This window comes from Alteromonas halophila, assembly GCF_014651815.1.
Classification (GTDB): Bacteria; Pseudomonadota; Gammaproteobacteria; order Enterobacterales; family Alteromonadaceae; genus Alteromonas; species Alteromonas halophila.
On record NZ_BMXP01000005.1, the window covers coordinates 191443 to 207884 of the forward strand.

The 16442-nt window shown below is 49.9% G+C and carries 11 protein-coding genes; 9 read left to right on the top strand and 2 right to left on the bottom strand.

Features of this window, described 5'->3' with window-relative positions; genetic code table 11:
• The first annotated feature begins 161 nt into the window (after window positions 1-161).
• The 7 genes from IE054_RS11675 (at window position 162) to rmf (ending at window position 12585) form a co-directional block, all read left to right on the top strand.
• Window positions 162-4997 (top strand): NAD-glutamate dehydrogenase, encoded by a 4836-nt coding sequence (locus tag IE054_RS11675; protein WP_189406625.1) that lies wholly within the window; start codon window positions 162-164, stop codon window positions 4995-4997.
• A gap of 133 nt (window positions 4998-5130) precedes the next feature.
• Window positions 5131-6138 (top strand): quinone-dependent dihydroorotate dehydrogenase, encoded by a 1008-nt coding sequence (pyrD, locus tag IE054_RS11680; protein WP_189406695.1) that lies wholly within the window; start codon window positions 5131-5133, stop codon window positions 6136-6138.
• 30 nt (window positions 6139-6168) lie between these two features.
• Window positions 6169-8268 carry a bifunctional 23S rRNA (guanine(2069)-N(7))-methyltransferase RlmK/23S rRNA (guanine(2445)-N(2))-methyltransferase RlmL gene (rlmKL, locus tag IE054_RS11685; RefSeq protein WP_189406626.1) on the top strand — a complete coding sequence of 700 codons (2100 nt, stop codon included), beginning with the start codon at window positions 6169-6171 and terminating at the stop codon, window positions 8266-8268.
• Window positions 8265-8498, top strand: coding sequence for a glutaredoxin family protein (locus IE054_RS11690; RefSeq protein WP_189406627.1), 234 nt, complete (start codon window positions 8265-8267; stop codon window positions 8496-8498). The genes rlmKL and IE054_RS11690 overlap by 4 nt, the downstream gene beginning before the upstream one ends.
• The gene (gene uup, locus IE054_RS11695) at window positions 8495-10426 is read left to right on the top strand and encodes an ATP-binding cassette ATPase Uup (RefSeq protein ID WP_189406628.1); all 1932 of its coding nucleotides are present in this window, start codon (window positions 8495-8497) and stop codon (window positions 10424-10426) included. Before IE054_RS11690 ends, uup begins: the two co-directional genes overlap by 4 nt.
• Window positions 10427-10438: 12 nt before the next feature.
• Window positions 10439-12151: a DUF3466 family protein gene (locus IE054_RS11700; RefSeq protein WP_189406629.1), complete on the top strand. Its 1713-nt coding sequence runs from the start codon at window positions 10439-10441 to the stop codon at window positions 12149-12151.
• Window positions 12152-12408: 257 nt separating this feature from the next.
• Window positions 12409-12585, top strand: a complete 177-nt coding sequence (gene rmf / locus IE054_RS11705; protein ID WP_189406630.1) for a ribosome modulation factor — start codon at window positions 12409-12411, stop codon at window positions 12583-12585.
• A gap of 59 nt (window positions 12586-12644) precedes the next feature.
• Here the strand turns inward: rmf and fabA are convergent, their stop codons facing one another.
• Complete coding sequence (gene fabA / locus IE054_RS11710) at window positions 12645-13163, bottom strand: bifunctional 3-hydroxydecanoyl-ACP dehydratase/trans-2-decenoyl-ACP isomerase (RefSeq protein WP_189406631.1); 519 nt, start codon at window positions 13161-13163, stop codon at window positions 12645-12647.
• A 195-nt stretch (window positions 13164-13358) separates the two neighbouring features.
• Between fabA and IE054_RS11715 the strand changes: the two genes are divergently transcribed.
• On the top strand, window positions 13359-13631 hold the full coding sequence (locus tag IE054_RS11715; protein ID WP_189406632.1) for a hypothetical protein: 273 nt from the start codon (window positions 13359-13361) through the stop codon (window positions 13629-13631).
• A gap of 32 nt (window positions 13632-13663) precedes the next feature.
• Here the strand turns inward: IE054_RS11715 and IE054_RS11720 are convergent, their stop codons facing one another.
• Window positions 13664-14938, bottom strand: coding sequence for a DASH family cryptochrome (locus IE054_RS11720; RefSeq protein WP_189406633.1), 1275 nt, complete (start codon window positions 14936-14938; stop codon window positions 13664-13666).
• A gap of 78 nt (window positions 14939-15016) precedes the next feature.
• On the opposite strand from IE054_RS11720, the gene IE054_RS11725 reads away from it, so the two are divergent.
• Window positions 15017-16441, top strand: coding sequence for a cryptochrome/photolyase family protein (locus IE054_RS11725; RefSeq protein ID WP_189406634.1), 1425 nt, complete (start codon window positions 15017-15019; stop codon window positions 16439-16441).
• Window position 16442 lies beyond the last annotated feature (1 nt).

Below are 16442 nucleotides of genomic sequence, written 5' to 3' on the forward strand. Positions count from 1 at the left end.
CAGCGTTTTAACACATTAATCTCATTACCAGCGTCACAAGGTTAGCTGGTGTGAGACAAACAACACACCGCAGACCAGTGATTTGGCTATGGGGAAGGCGTCACTGAACAGGTATCATTACCGGAAATTTGTCCCTGCACTCAAAATAATAAGGTTTAAGAATGACAGTCACGTCTAAGCGACACTCAGTATTGCTTGATAATGTGTTTTCACTTATCAACAAGAAAGTGGATGCGAAGCAGAAAAGCCTGGTAACGACTTTTGGTCAGCTGCTTTATAAAAATATCTCCAGTGATGATCTTGAACACCGTAACGACAGCGATTTATATGGCGCTACGCTGAGCCTGTGGCATGCGTTAGACAACTTTGACAGTGAAAGCATGTATATTCGTGTGTTCAATCCAGAAATTGCCAAGCACGGCTGGCACTCCAGCCACACCATTGTTGAAATTATTGTCAAAGATATGCCGTTCTTGGTGGACTCGGTACGCATGGCGCTCAACCGCATGGGGATCACGGCGCATTTGTTCCTGCATTCTCCTATTGGTCTGGAACGTGACAAAGACAATAAAATCACTAACTTCGTAGAGCCTGGACAAAGTAAAAAGACCACACAAAAAGAAACCGTTCTGTTTATTGAGATTGACCGTCAGACGTCCAAAAAAGACATTGATGCGCTGACCAAAGAACTGAACTCCGTCGTCGACGAAGTATCGCTTGCCGTCAATGACTGGCAGGATATGACCGACAGCCTGCATGCTGTCATCAAAAAGCCGGACGCGATGCACTGGCCCGTGAGTGACGACCAGCAGGCACAAACCCGCAAGTTCTTGGAGTGGCTGGCTGATCATAACTTCACGCTGATGGGCTATCGCTATTACGATGTGAAAGCGATTGAAGGGGACCACCGCTGGATCCCGGATAACGACAGCAGCCTCGGTCTGATGAAAAACTCCATTAACGATAAAGAGCGGTTATTATCCAAACTGCCCTCATCGGCCAGAGAAGAAGCATTAAGCGACAATCCGTTAATTCTGACCAAAACTAATTCGCGTTCCCGCGTGCACCGTCCGGCTTACATGGACTACATCGGCGTGAAGGTGTTTAACAAAGACGGGCAGGTAGTAGGCGAGCATCGTTTCCTTGGCCTTTATTCCGCGTCTTTCTATAACCAGAGTGTGACACAGCTGCCTATTCTTCGTGAAAAAATTCAACAGGTATGTGACCTCTCAGGTTTTGAACCAGGCACCCATGCTTATAAGGCCTTTGTGAATATCGTAGAGACCTACCCCCGGGATGAATTGCTGCAGACGCCGGCACAGGAACTGGCGCAAATCGTGATGGGTATTTTTCAGATGCAGGAGCGTGGTATATCCCGGCTGTTTGTCCGCAAAGACATTTTCGGACGCTTTTTTTCCTGCATGGTGTTTGTGCCGCGGGAGCGCTATAACACGCAACTGCGCAAAGAAACACAGGCGCTGCTGAGCTCATCGCTGAATGCCGAAGGTGAAGTCGAATTTACGACCTTCTTTTCAGAGTCGGTGTACGCACGTACGCACTACATCGCCCGGGTCAAAGATAACAATGCGGAATATGACGTGAAGGAAATCGAAAATAACATTATTGAGCTGACCAAGACCTGGAACGACCGTCTGGCCGCTGCCATTACCGCGGCACATGGCGAGGCAAACGGCAAAGCACTGGAACGCAAGTACAATAACGCCTTCACGCGCAGCTACATGGAACATAATCTGCCAAGCGATGCCCTGGTGGATATCGGCAAACTTGAGCAGCTGGATGATAACCATACGCTCGACATGTTGTTTTACCGGCCGCAGGAAGAAGCATCAGACAGCGAAATAGTAAAACTTAAGCTTTTTCACCGCGCCGAGCCTATTCATTTGTCCGACGTGTTACCCATGCTGGAAAACTTTGGATTGCGTGTCGTTGACGAGAGTCCGTATAAAGTTACCTGTGCTGAGGGAGAGCGTAACTGGGTGATGGACTTCACCATGCTGCACCAGCGTATTCAGCATTTCAATATGGAACAGGCGCAGAACCTGTTTCAGGATGCCTTCGCCAAGGTCTGGTATAACACGCTGGAAGACGATGCCTTCAACCGGCTTATTCTGGGCGCCAGTCTGACCGGTCGCCGGGTTACCATTTTGCGCGCTTATGCCAAATACATGCGCCAGACCGGCAGTTCATTCAGTCGTGATTACATTGCCAATACGCTGGCCAACTACCCGGAAATTGCGCGATTACTGGTTGAGTTCTTCGACTTGCGCTTTGATCCGTCGAAAAAACGCAATCAGAAAAAGCAGGATGCGACCTTAGACGAAATAAAAGAGCAGCTCGATAACGTCAGCAACCTGGATGATGATCGTATTATCCGTCGTTATCTGGACCTGATGCAGGCTACCTTGCGCACCAACTTCTTCCAGCCTGACGAAGGCGGCAGTGAAAAGCCTTATGTGTCGTTTAAAATGCTGCCAGAACTTATTCCTGACATGCCGTTGCCGCGGCCTAAATTCGAGATTTTTGTGTACAGTCCGCGTGTCGAGGGTGTACACCTGCGTGGCGGTAAAGTTGCCCGTGGTGGCCTGCGCTGGTCTGATCGTCAGGAAGACTTCCGTACGGAAATTCTTGGCCTGGTGAAAGCGCAGCAGGTTAAAAACACCGTTATTGTGCCGGTCGGCGCGAAGGGCGGCTTTGTCTGCAAGAAGCTGCCTGTTGGACAGGGTCGTGAAGCTATGCAGGCCGAAGGTCAGGCCTGTTACCGTACGTTTATTCGCAGCCTGCTGGACATTACTGACAATATCGTAAATGGCGAAGTGGTGCCGCCCGAACATGTCGTGCGTCTGGATGAGGACGATCCGTACCTGGTCGTGGCCGCCGATAAAGGCACGGCGACTTTCTCCGATATCGCCAACTCTATCTCTGAAGAATACAACTTCTGGATGGGGGATGCCTTCGCATCAGGCGGCAGTATTGGGTATGACCATAAGAAAATGGGGATCACCGCCCGCGGCGCGTGGGAATCGGTGAAACGTCACTTCCGTGAAATCGGCGTAGATTGCCAGACGACCGACTTCACCTGTGTGGCGATTGGCGATATGGCCGGCGACGTCTTCGGTAACGGTATGCTGCTGTCCCGTCATACACGCTTAATTGGTGCCTTTAACCATATGCACATTTTCTTCGACCCCAACCCGGATACCGAAGCCAGTTACAAAGAGCGCGAACGTTTGTTTGAGAACCCGCGTCTTACCTGGGAAGACTACGATCAAAAACTGATCTCCAAAGGCGGCGGAATCTTCAGTCGCGCCTCAAAGAGCATTAAGCTGACAGCGGAAATGAAAAAGTGGCTGGGCACCCGTCAGATGACCATGACGCCCAACGAACTTATTCATAATATGCTGAAAATGTCTGTCGACCTGATTTGGAATGGCGGTATCGGCACGTATATTAAGAGCAAAAAGGAGTCGCACTCCGAGGTTGGCGATCGTGCTAACGACGACTTGCGCGTCAATGGCTGCGATGTCAACGCAAAAATTGTCGGTGAGGGCGGTAACCTTGGGCTGACCCAGTTGGGGCGCATCGAATACGCCAGCAATGGTGGCCGAGTCAATACCGACTTCATTGATAACGTGGGCGGTGTGGACTGCTCGGATAATGAAGTCAATATCAAGATCCTGCTCAATAGCCTGGTCAACAATGGCGATCTGACGCTCAAGCAGCGCAATAAGCTGCTTTACGATATGACCGATGATGTATCGAAAATTGTAATCAAGGACTGCTACCGTCAGACGCAATCGATTTCGATCACCGAATTACCAGGAGTCAGCGTACTCAAAGAGCAGACGCGGTTTATTCATGGGCTTGAGCGTGATGGTGCACTTAACCGTGAACTTGAGTTTATCCCCAGTGATGATGAAATATCCGACCGTGTGGCCTCCGGCCAGGGCCTTACACGCCCTGAACTAAGCGTGCTGATTGCGTATGGCAAAATGGTACTTAAGGACGCCCTGAATATTCCGGAAATTACGGATAATCCGTTCCATAGCAAGTTGCTGATTGAGGCTTTCCCCAAAGTGCTGCGTGAAAAATTCAGCGATCACATGCAACAGCACCCGCTGCGTAGCGAGATCATCGCCACCAAACTGACCAATAACATGGTCAACGACATGGGCCTGAATTTTGTTTTCCGCATGCAGGAAGAAACCGGTGCAACCGTGGATGAAATTGCCAATGCGTACGCGATTGTTCGTGGCATATTCAATATTGATGAGCTGTGGAAGAAAATTGAGTCGCTCGACAACACCATTTCAGCGCAACTGCAGTTAGAAATGCTGGAAGCGGCACGTCGTACCATGCGGCGTTCAGCACGCTGGTATATCCGTCACGGCAATAAATCGGCAAGCATTGAAGAGGCCATTGCCAACTATCGTGGCACGTTTGATAACCTGTCTAAGAACCTTGAACACTATCTTGTCGAAGACGAGTATGCGCAGCTTGAAAAGGCCACCAGTCGCTATATTGATAAAGGTGTACCCGGTGATATAGCTTATCAGGTGGCGAGCTTCTCCAACATGTTCTCAAGTCTGGATCTGGCCCAAATCGATGACAGTTGTGAGCACGATACTTCAGTGATTGCGAAGCTGTATTTTCAGCTCGGCTCGCGGCTTGAGCTACACTGGTTCCTCGATCAAATCAATGCACAGGCCGTCAGTAACCACTGGCAGGCACTGGCCCGGGCGTCATACCGTGAGGAACTGGACTGGCAACAGCGCTCAATTACGGCGAACCTTCTGGCATCACGTGAGACAGGCACAGACGCAGATGATATTCTGGACTCCTGGATGGACAGTAATCAGGCGCTGTTAAAACGCTGGTATCAGATGATGTCGGAGTTCAAAACCTCGGCAACCCACGAATTTGCGAAGTTTTCTGTCGCATTGCGTGAATTGATGCTTTTAAGCGTAAAGTCGAATTAGTAAAATAGCGCGTTACAGATTTAAGCCCTGTTCTGCAGGGCTTTTTTATAAGTATTGGTAAAACCGGGTGAGACGGGGCCTGCAGGCATTTCGTCGCCTGGTTTTTCTGCGAATAAAAGGCCCATTGCCGATGATGCAATCACTTGCACAAAAGCTGTTGCTTCAGTGTGAACCCGAAAAAAGCCATGACCTCACCATCAACTGGCTAAAAAAAACCCAGCACAGCCCCCTGAACTGGCTGTACAGTCAGCAAACCCGAAAGCACCCGGTAACGGTAGCGGGGATCACCTTTGATAATCCGCTGGGCCTGGCCGCTGGCCTGGATAAGAACGGAGAGTGCATTGATGCCTTTGCCAGTATGGGATTTGGCTTTGTAGAAGTTGGCACCGTTACGCCACGTCCCCAGCCAGGCAATCCGAAGCCACGCTTATTTCGCTTGCCGGAAAAGCAGGCGATTATCAATCGTATGGGCTTTAACAACAAGGGCGTGGATTACCTCATTGAACAGGTGCGTAACAGCCGCTTTAGCGGACCGGTGGGAATCAATATCGGTAAAAATAAAGACACTGAGGAACAGCACGCGCTGGATGATTACCTGACGTGTCTGAATAAGGTCTACCCATATGCCAGTTACGTGACGGTGAATATTTCATCCCCGAATACGCCCGGTTTACGCAATTTGCAGTATGGCGAGGCGCTCGACAAGCTGCTAAGGGGCTTAAAAGCTGCGCAGGAAACCCTGTGTCAGACGCACAGCAAATATGTGCCTTTATTTATCAAAATTGCCCCGGACTTAAGCGATGACGAAATTACCAGTATTGCCCGTTCGCTCATCAATACCAAAATGGATGGCGTGATAGCCACCAACACCACCCTTAGCCGTGATACGGTAACCGGCCTTAAATACAGTGATGAGGCAGGCGGCTTAAGCGGTAGTGTACTGACCGATAAAAGTCTGGATGTAACCCGCAAATTATCTGCGGCGCTGGATCGTGCCCTTCCTATTATAGGAGTAGGGGGGATTGATTCACCGCAGGCAGCCAAGGACAGGCTGGACGCCGGTGCGTCGTTGGTACAGGTTTACAGTGCCCTCATTTATCAGGGGCCGGAGCTCATCCGTCGCATTTGTCGGGAAATATAAATACGCTGAAGTCGTGTTTTACGGAGTGTTATGAATACGTTTTTTGTTACGACCAGCAAGGGGCTGGATGAGCTTTTACTCGACGAGGTTGCCCGTCTGTGCCCGTCAGCTGATGCTAAGCTGCGTGCCGGTGTGATCCAGGTACAGGGCTCGCTCAGCGATGCCTATACGCTTTGCTTATGGTCGCGGCTTGCCAATCGTGTGGTATGGGTGCTGGCCGAAGGCCCGGCGAAAGATGCAGATAGCCTGTATGCCACTGCAGACAGTATTGACTGGCCCATGCAAATGACGGTAAACCACACGTTGAGCGTACACTTTGTGGGTAGCAGCCGTGAAATCAATAATACCCAGTTCGGGGCTGTGCGGGTTAAAGACGCAATTGTTGATCAGTTTACCGAGTTAGAAGGAAAACGCCCATCAGTTGCGCGTCAGCAGCCAGACATTCCTGTGTATGCCCGACTACGTAAAGACACGGTGACCATTGGCATTGATTTGGCGGGCGCCAGTCTACATCAGCGGGCGTACCGTCAGGACACCGGCGCTGCGCCGCTTAAAGAGCATCTTGCGTGCGCCATGCTGATGCGCAGCGGCTGGGTTGATGCTCACAATGCTGCACTTGTCGATCCTATGTGTGGCTCCGGCACAATTGCTATAGAAGCCGCTTACATTGCCCGTAATATTGCACCAGGGATTAAACGAGATTACTGGGGCTTCAGTCAGTGGCTTGGTCATCAGCAGGCAACGTGGGAAACGCTGGTCAGTGACGCGCTCAGTCAACAAAAGGCCAGCGCTGGTATACCGATACAGGCCTGTGATAACAGTAAAAAAATGATCGCGATGGCGCGTAAAAATGCAGATGTCGCTGGCGTGTATCAGGACATTGCGTTTTCCGTGCAGGATGCACGAAACGTGACACCCACATCACAGCAGCCAGGGTATATTGTGTCGAATCCGCCTTATGGTGAGCGGCTGGGCGAGCTTACCGATCTTATTCCGCTCTTTTCTGAGTGGGGGAAACACCTGAAAGGTAACTGGTCAGGGTGGAAGCTCACACTGCTTACCAGTAACCGCGATCTGATGCGCGTCATGAAGCTACGGGCCAGCAAAGCCTATGCGATGAATAATGGTAAACTGGCCTGTCAGCTACTTAATTTTGCGCTGGAAAGCGAGAACCTGGCGCAGTTTGGAGCAGATGCTGACGATCATCCGTTTGCCAACCGGGTCAGAAAAAACCTTAAACGCCTCAAAGGCTGGCTAAAAAAACAGCAAACCAATTGCTATCGTATCTACGATGCCGATCTTCCCGAGTACAATGTGGCGGTTGATCGCTATGATGATTACCTGGTCGTGCAGGAATACGCGCCACCGAAAAACATTCCGGAAGAAAAAGCCCGTCGCCGTCTGCAGGAAGCGTTACTTCACCTGCCAGCCGTCACCGGAGTTTCCGCTAAAAACATTGCGCTTAAAGTACGGGCGCAGCAGAAGGGCAGTCAGCAATACGAAAAACTGGACAAAGCTCAGCAGACGCGAGAAGTGTTCGAGAATGGAGCGCGGTTTCTGGTTAACCTGACGGATTATCTGGATACCGGTCTGTTTCTTGACCACCGTATTACCCGGCAGCTTGTGCGTGAACGTGCGAAAGACAAAGATGTACTGAACCTGTTTTGCTATACCGGCAGTGTATCCGTGTTTGCTGCGCAGGGCGGCGCGCGTTCTGTGACTTCAGTGGACATGTCCAATACCTATCTTGACTGGGCAAAACAGAACTTCCGGCTTAATAAGCTTAACGGCGCCTATGCATTTATACAGGCCGACTGTACGCAATGGTTGGACGGTCACAACGGCACCTATGATCTGATGTTTATCGATCCGCCTTCCTTTTCAAATTCAAAGCGTATGCAGTCGACCTGGGATGTACAGCGTGACCATGTTGCACTTTTACAGGCCGCCTATTCGCGATTGCGTGAGAAGGGGCAAATCGTATTTTCAAATAATAAGCGGGGCTTCAAACTTGATCATAAAGCCCTGTCTGAGGCAGGCTTTGCGATTGAAGATATATCACGTAAAACCATTCCTGAAGACTTTTCGCGCAATACCGCAATCCATCAATGTTGGATCCTGACCCGATGAAACTGTACTTTTACACTGGACCAAATTGCAGCTTGTGTGATTTGGCTATCGAAGAATTAAACCTGTCAGCATGCGCTGAGCAAGTGACAATCGAGACCCGGAATATTCGTAATGATCACGACTGGTATCACCGGTATGCAGTGAGGATCCCGGTGCTTCAGCGCGCCGATAACGGGCAGGAACTTGGCTGGCCATTCAGTGCTGCAGATATTGAGGAGTTCGTGCATTGAGTTTGATGCAGCTTAAAAATATAAGCGTTATTTACGGCACCCCGCCATTGTTAGATGGGGTTGAGCTGATCGTACAGCCTGGTGAGCGGGTATGTCTGGTCGGGCGCAACGGCAGTGGTAAATCCACGCTGATGAAAGTCATCGCCGGCGATGTGATCCCGGATGACGGTCAGCGCATCATAGAGTCCAACACTGTGATTGCCCGGCTGGAGCAGGATCCGCCACAGACGACCGATGTGTCACTGTTTGATTATGTCGCCGAAGGGCTCGAGGATGTTGGTGATACGCTTAAAACCTACTTCAGGCAGACCCGGCTGGTCGCCGAAGACCCTAGTGAGAAAAACCTGAATCGGTTGCAGACGCTCCAGGAAGAACTGGAAGCCAGAGGGGCGTGGCAATTTGAGCAACAAATTGAACAAACCCTGACCATGCTCAAACTCAATGGGGACACGGCGCTGAACACATTATCCGGGGGTTGGCGGCGAAAGGCAGCGCTGGCCAGAGCGTTGGTTCGTTCACCGGATTTATTACTCCTTGATGAGCCGACTAACCACCTGGATATCGATATGATCCGCTGGCTCGAGAGCAGCCTGAAACACTATCAGGGCGCTGTGGTGTTCGTCAGCCACGATCGGGCTTTTATCCGCAGTATGGCAACCCGCATTGTGGATTTAGATCGGGGTCAGCTTACCAGCTATCCTGGCGATTATGCGCAGTATATGAAGAAAAAGCGCGAAGACCTGGAAGTAGAGGCCAGCCACAATGCAGAGTTTGATAAAAAGCTGGCACAGGAAGAGACCTGGATCCGGCAGGGCATAAAGGCCCGTCGTACCCGTAACGAGGGCCGGGTAAGGGCACTGAAAAAGCTGCGTGAACAACGTAAGGCGCGGCGTGACTCTCAGGGAAGTGCGCTGGTATCACAGAATAAAGGCGGCCGCTCCGGCAAAATGGTATTTGAAGTCTCAGACCTCAGCTATGCTATTGGCGACAAGTCGATTGTGAGTCACCTCGATTTAAACGTGTTGCGTGGTGACAAACTGGCACTGATCGGCCCCAACGGCTGTGGAAAAAGTACCCTGATTAAACTGTTACTGGGCGATCTAACTGCTGATAGTGGCCAATGCCGGCGGGGCACAAATTTGGAAGTTGCGTATTTTGATCAGCACCGCGACCAGCTGGAGCTGGATAAATCCGTGATCGATGCGGTAGGGGACGGAAAACGCGATTTAATGGTCAATGGCCATCCCCGGCATGTGATGAGTTACCTGCAGGACTATTTGTTTACGCCCGAGCGGGTTAACGCACCGGTTCACTCATTATCAGGCGGTGAGAAAAACCGCCTGATGCTGGCAAAGCTGATGCTTAAACCCAGTAACGTGCTGGTTTTGGATGAACCGACCAATGATCTGGATGTGGAAACGCTGGAAATGCTGGAAACGTTACTGGCAAATTACGAGGGCACCGTTCTGCTGGTGAGCCACGACCGTGAATTTGTCGATAATGTCGCAGATAGCTGCCTGGTGTTTGAAGGCAAGGGACAGTGCCGGGAGTTCATCGGCGGCTACACCGATATGGAAGCCTGGTATAAACAGCAACGGGAGACTGAAAAGCAGTTTCAAAAAGACAGTCGGCCCAATGAAACTAATTCACAAAGCCAGAGTCAGAAGGCAAAGGCTTCTCCCCGCAAGTCTAAAAAGTTATCATATAAAGATGATCGGGAGCTGGCAGGGTTACCCGCACAAATAGAGCAACTTGAAGCAGAGCTTGATACGCTTCAGGAAACCGTGAATCATCCTGATTTCTTTAAGCAGGACACAGACGAGACAGCTGTAACACTGTCGAAATTAAATGAAATAGAATCCACGCTATCCCAGAAGTATGCGCGCTGGGATGAACTAGAAAGCATGCTGGAAGATAATCAGCAGTAAATAGGATAGTAGATGAAACGAACTCAGCTTGCAGCAGCCATAATACTGGCTAGCGGATTTTGCACCGAGGCCCTTGGGGCGACGTACTCAGTAACGCCTTTACCTTTACGGGACATTGCTCAGAATAATTTTGCCCGTTCAATAGATAACAGCGGCAGAATGTTGTCGACTGTTCAGTCAGAATTCAATCCACCGTTCGATCTCGAGCAACTCAAAGACGATACAAGCTTTTTTTCCGGAAGTTATCCACTGGAAAATGAGGACGATGCCAGAGAAGGCATTTTCAGTGACGCTGATTATCAAACGTTATACGAGTTCCTGCTGGACACGCGTGGCAGACCACTCGGTCAGCAGCTTGCGATCTACCGGACGTATTCTGCAGATACCGTTGATGCGAGACTCGTTCCCGGACTCGATGAAGTCACCGATAAGTTCGATGACTACACGCAGTCAGTTAATAGTATCGCCCGTGACAGCCTTTATGGCGATTATATTGTAGGCAGCTCTGATGGTATAACGATTGAAGACCCTTATGAAGATGAAGACGGGAATATCGTTAATTACACCTACAACACCATGACAACGCAAGCATTCGTCGAAGTAAATGGACAAAGTAAGCGATTACCGCCTGACAACGAATTACTCGGTGGCATCGGGCAGGCTTACGCCGTCAATGACAATCTTCAGGTAGCAGGCTACAGTACCGTAAGCTTTCAGCAGAGCGTCAGGGATTTAATCGACGATTGTGAAGATCCGGATGAGCGCGCAGATCTTCCTGAGGCATACTGCAAAAGCCAGATTTACAATAACCGAAACCGGTTTTTGTTCGACTCCATCATCAACGCGACTATTTGGCAACTTGATGCAAGCGGCGACGTCATCAGCACCGAGACATTCCCCTTAATTTTCACGCCGGAAGACGATGACGATCTGCATTATTTTTCCTATGCATATGCCATTAACAACAACGGCATTGCTGTGGGTGAAAGCCTGACTGGAGAATCTGTCATCGTCACTCGTCCGGAGTCTGGACAATTGAGAGAAGATGGGCGGGTTGCTACCGTTTACAGAGACGGCCAGACCATTGAACTATTGCCGCGCGAGGAAAACCTGCAAAGTGCCGCGTTTGGGATCAATGATAATAACTGGGTAACCGGATATGTACTAAGGGCGATTAGCTCTACGGCACGTCAGCAATTGTTTGTCTATAACCTCGATACCAATGAAGCGCGTTATCCTGAAGGGTTCTTCGCTGGTTCAGGTGTGGATGCCAATGCTATCAATAATAACAATATTGTGGTGGGTAAGGCGGATGTCGAGTCGAGTAATGAAGCGGTTCGTGAAGCCCATGCTTTTATGTACAATATCGACAACGAGACATTCACAGATCTCAACGACTTAATCGCCTGTGACAGCCCGTATAGCCTGGTTGAGGCGGTCGATATCAACGATAGTAACGAGATCATCGCTAACGCCCGGTTTGAAGGTGTTAGTCGCTACATCACGGGTAATCCTATCCTGGATAGTGACGGTACTGAGATCACCGAAGATATTATTATCGCTGTTAAACTGACACCGGAGCCAAATGGCGAAATTGAACAGTGTGATGCCGATGGCGACGGTGACGTTGATGAAGATGATCCGAACTACGAGCGACAGGGCGCGGCAATCAGCGCCTGGTGGTTACTGCTACTGGGTTTGGTCGGCTTTAGACGACGCCATTAAGATTTTGTGATGACGCCACCTTCGGGTGGCGTTTTTATTTGTTTTTGTTTTAAAGACATCTTTGTTTAGAAGTAAAAAGTGTAATGAAAAATTAATATATCTGTCACATAGTTATGTGATGTCAAGCCCTTCGATTTATTTTTAACTCTTGAATGCCCTCCTTTTCTCCACTATTCAATAAGAGTGCGGTGATAAATCAGCGGCGATGCTCTGCTGCCGCAATATCAACGTACCTCAACCAGAAAAGAGGCGAATCTATGAAAAGACAAAAAAGAGATAAACTGACACGTGCCCACCACAAAGGCTATCAGGCAGGAATCAACGGTCGAGCTAAGGAGAATTGTCCCTTTCAACAAAATGACGCCAAATCTCAGTGGTTAGGAGGATGGCGCGAAGCCATGGAAGACAGACAAACGGGCTTTGCTGTCAAATAAATCTCACATAAGTTGTATCTTTTTGTAGGAGGAAAGCCCCGATTTCGGGGCTTTTATCGTTAGAAGTTCGAGGTGTCCTGAAAAAGGCCTACTTTCAGGTCTTTTGCAGTGTAGATATCACGCCCATCGACCGAAACAACACCATCAGCCAGGCCCATAAACAATTTGCGCTTCACCACACGCTTCATGGTAATGGTATAGGTTACCTTTTTAGCTGTCGGTAAAATCTGCCCGGTAAATTTCACTTCACCTACACCCAGTGCGCGGCCTTTACCGGGACCGCCACTCCAGCCCAAAAAGAAGCCGACAAGCTGCCACATAGCATCTAAACCAAGACAGCCCGGCATAACCGGATCGCCCGGGAAGTGGCAGTCAAAAAACCAGAGATCTTCCTTAATATCCAGCTCAGCAACAATTTCTCCTTTGCCATACTCGCCGCCATCTTCGTTGATAGATGCAATTCTGTCCATCATCAGCATGTTAGGGGCAGGTAACTGACTGTTGCCGGGACCGAACATTTCGCCGCGGCTACAGGCAAGCAGATCGTCACGATCAAATTGATGTTTTCTTTCTGACATTAGCTTCTCAATGATTAGAATTTCGCAGCATAATTTAGCGAACACTTGTACGCTAAACAACTCTGAACAGTACTTTATTTCATCTTCAGATGAAGAATATCCAACTTGGGTCTGTGCATCTTCCCCTGTAGACTTGAACATCACGTCGTAGATGTAAGCGTGTTACACTCAAAGCAGTTACCAAGGGTAGACTTCATGACGGAAAAAACAGATAAAATTAAGTCTGATAACCCCAGCGCGAACGCTGAGAAACAGCGGCGGTTCAGAGAAAGACAGCGTGAGGCTGGCAAAAAGCTGGTGCGAGGCTATGTCTCACCGGAAGCGATGGCATGTTATGACGAAATTCGCGACAAAACCGGCTGGAGCGACAGCGAGGTACTGTCGAACTCGTTACGTGTCCTGTTTGCTGCGTACAAGTGCGGCCAGATAAAGTTACTCAACGAGTGGCTTAAAGACCATAAACGTTAATCGCACTATGGCCCGCATCCTCCCCGTGTCGGCTATCGTTGCAGCCATGTCTGCCGAAACTGGCCATCGGCATCATACCTGTCAGCCTGACTCTCCAGATTGAATTGCCGGTGGCCGCGGGGATCGCTGCCGACGCCGGCAAGATACAGCCAGTTACCCCAGTTACTCGCCACATCAAAATCAATCAGCTGCTGTTCGAAGTACGCAGCACCATAGCGCCAGTCCTGTGCGAGCTCATGCACAAAGCAACTGGCGACCAGCTGTCTACCCCGGTTAGACATGTAGCCCGTCAGGTTTAGCTGACGCATACAGGCATCGACAATGTCGTACCCGGTTTCACCCTGACACCATTGTTTAAAGGTGTCAGGATCATGATGAGTGTCAGGTAGGGATTGCTGAATGCCCCCAAAGGAAAACCAGGCAGAGCGATGAAATTTTGCCTGCCAATGGAAAAACTCCCGCCACAACAATTCAAATTTTATCCAGTAAGTGGATGTATTTTCCTTAACTGACGCTTCGTACTGCTCTACCTCTGCGAAGACCCGGCGGGCGGACAGGGCGCCATTCGCAAGCCAGGGTGAGAACCGGGTACTGTCATTCCATTTATCCATGGTATTACGTGTTTCTTTGTACGTGGCAGGGCGGTCGGACGAAAAGTACTGATTAAGATGATCAATGCCTGCAAGTTCACCGCCGAGTGGGCGGGCCTGCGCGTGCAAAGTCGGTAATGAGTAATGACTCTCAAGATGGTACAGGTCTGGCAGCGTAGCCGGGGCAGACACAGCAGGCTCCACGCTGATGCTGTTTTCAACCTTTTTACGAAACGGCGTATACACTGACGGCATGTTGTCTAATGCGAATGGCAGCGCGTTCTGGTTGTATAGCGTGGTGCTTTGCGCGGCAAACAGTGAAAGGTGTGCATACTTCTCGTGCAGCCATGTCTCATCTGCTTGCTCATACTCGCCGCAATGGGGGGTAACACCCATTGCATCAATGTCATGGGTATGCACAAGTTCTTTGATAACATCCCGAGGCTGTCCCCAAAGGATTTGTAACTGCTGGCCTTTTTGCCTTAAGTGTTTATCCAGGTCGGCCAGGCTTTGCATTAAAAAATTGTAACGGTGTGAGCCCATTGCTTTGAGGCCATAGCCGTTGGTTTCAAACCACGCCGGATCAATAATAAAAATACAGCTTAACGTGCTGACCTTGTCCGCCAAAGACCGTAGTGCGGGGTTGTCGTGCAGCCGCAGGTCGTGCCGAAACCAAAAAAGACCACGGTTAAGCTCGCAGGGTGACTGTACTGCCATTCGCTACTCCCAGATAGATCGCATAAGCAAGTGGTACGTATAAGTCGCACATCAAGACTCATAAAAAGGAAGCGTGTCGTGTCAGTACCGACCAGCATTATGTGGTTTCGCCAGGATCTGAGAGTAAAAGATAATCCGGCGCTTAACGCCGCCTGTGACCTGGGTAAAATAGTGCCTGTGTATATTCTGGATACCTCGTCACCGGAAAACCGTAAGCCGGGGGGCGCATCTAAGTGGTGGCTTCATCAGTCTTTACAATCGCTAAATGAACGTCTCAATGGTCATTTGCAGGTTTTCAAGGGCGATCCCAACACGCTGTTGCCAGACCTGATGAACGCTTTTGGTGCTGAACACATTGTGTGGAACCGCTGTTACGAACCCTGGCAGATTAACCGCGACAAGGCATTAAAGTCAGCCTTGTCCGATCAAGGATATAAGGTACAAAGCTATAACGGCAGTTTGTTGTGGGAACCCATGACGATAAGCAAAGGGGATGGGGGCGCGTATAAAGTCTATACCCCGTATTACCGAAAAGGGTGTCTTAAAGCCACCGAGCCCCGTTTCCCTAAAGTGCCACCGGCAAGGATCACTTATGCGGACGTTAACAACCAGGGGCAGGGCATAGATGCATTGAGCCTGATGCCGGACATTAACTGGTACGATACCATTGATGCGACGTGGACGCCGGGTGAAGAGGGTGCGGCAACACGTCTGCAGCGTTTTATTGAAGACGCGGCAAAGCAGTATAAAGATGACAGAGATATTCCATCAGTTGAGGGGACGTCAAGGCTGTCCGCCCATCTTCATTTTGGCGAGATGTCGCCCAACCAGATTTGGTATGCCATTAAGGATGCCTTCGGCAACACTGACGATAAAAGTATCGATACGTTTTTGAGCGAACTTGGCTGGCGGGAATTCAGTTATTACCTGCTGTACCATTTTCCCACCATTCCCAACAAAAACTTTAACGACAAATTTAACGATTTTCCGTGGCGAAGCAGCAAGTCAGATTTGACGGCCTGGCAACAGGGCAAAACGGGGATCCCTATTGTCGATGCGGGCATGCGTCAGCTATGGCAGACCGGCTACATGCATAACCGAATCCGCATGGTAGCAGGGTCGTTTCTGGTTAAAAATTTACTGATCGACTGGCGTGAAGGTGAAAAATGGTTTTGGGACTGTCTTGTTGATGCAGACCTTGCCAGTAACAGTGCCAGCTGGCAATGGGTAGCGGGGTCTGGCGCAGATGCCGCGCCTTATTTCAGAATTTTTAATCCGGTACTGCAAGGCGAAAAATTTGATAAAGAAGGGCACTATGTCCGTGAATTCTGCCCTGAACTGAGCAAACTTCCCAACAAATACATCCATAAACCCTGGGAAGCTCCGGAGGATATACTTAATAAGGCACAGGTCTCACTTGGAGATAATTATCCTTCGCCCCTGGTTGACCTGAAGGCCACCCGGCGACGGGCGCTTGATGCATTCGACAGTATTAAGGGTTAAC

Coding starts and splice junctions, on each gene's coding strand:
- pyrD (WP_189406695.1), top strand. CDS start 5,131: ATGCAATCACTTGCACAAAAGCTGTTGCTTCAGTGTGAACCCGAAAAA.
- fabA (WP_189406631.1), bottom strand. CDS start 13,163: ATGTCAGAAAGAAAACATCAATTTGATCGTGACGATCTGCTTGCCTGT.
- rmf (WP_189406630.1), top strand. CDS start 12,409: ATGAAAAGACAAAAAAGAGATAAACTGACACGTGCCCACCACAAAGGC.
- IE054_RS11700 (WP_189406629.1), top strand. CDS start 10,439: ATGAAACGAACTCAGCTTGCAGCAGCCATAATACTGGCTAGCGGATTT.
- IE054_RS11715 (WP_189406632.1), top strand. CDS start 13,359: ATGACGGAAAAAACAGATAAAATTAAGTCTGATAACCCCAGCGCGAAC.
- IE054_RS11720 (WP_189406633.1), bottom strand. CDS start 14,938: ATGGCAGTACAGTCACCCTGCGAGCTTAACCGTGGTCTTTTTTGGTTT.
- IE054_RS11690 (WP_189406627.1), top strand. CDS start 8,265: ATGAAACTGTACTTTTACACTGGACCAAATTGCAGCTTGTGTGATTTG.
- rlmKL (WP_189406626.1), top strand. CDS start 6,169: ATGAATACGTTTTTTGTTACGACCAGCAAGGGGCTGGATGAGCTTTTA.
- IE054_RS11675 (WP_189406625.1), top strand. CDS start 162: ATGACAGTCACGTCTAAGCGACACTCAGTATTGCTTGATAATGTGTTT.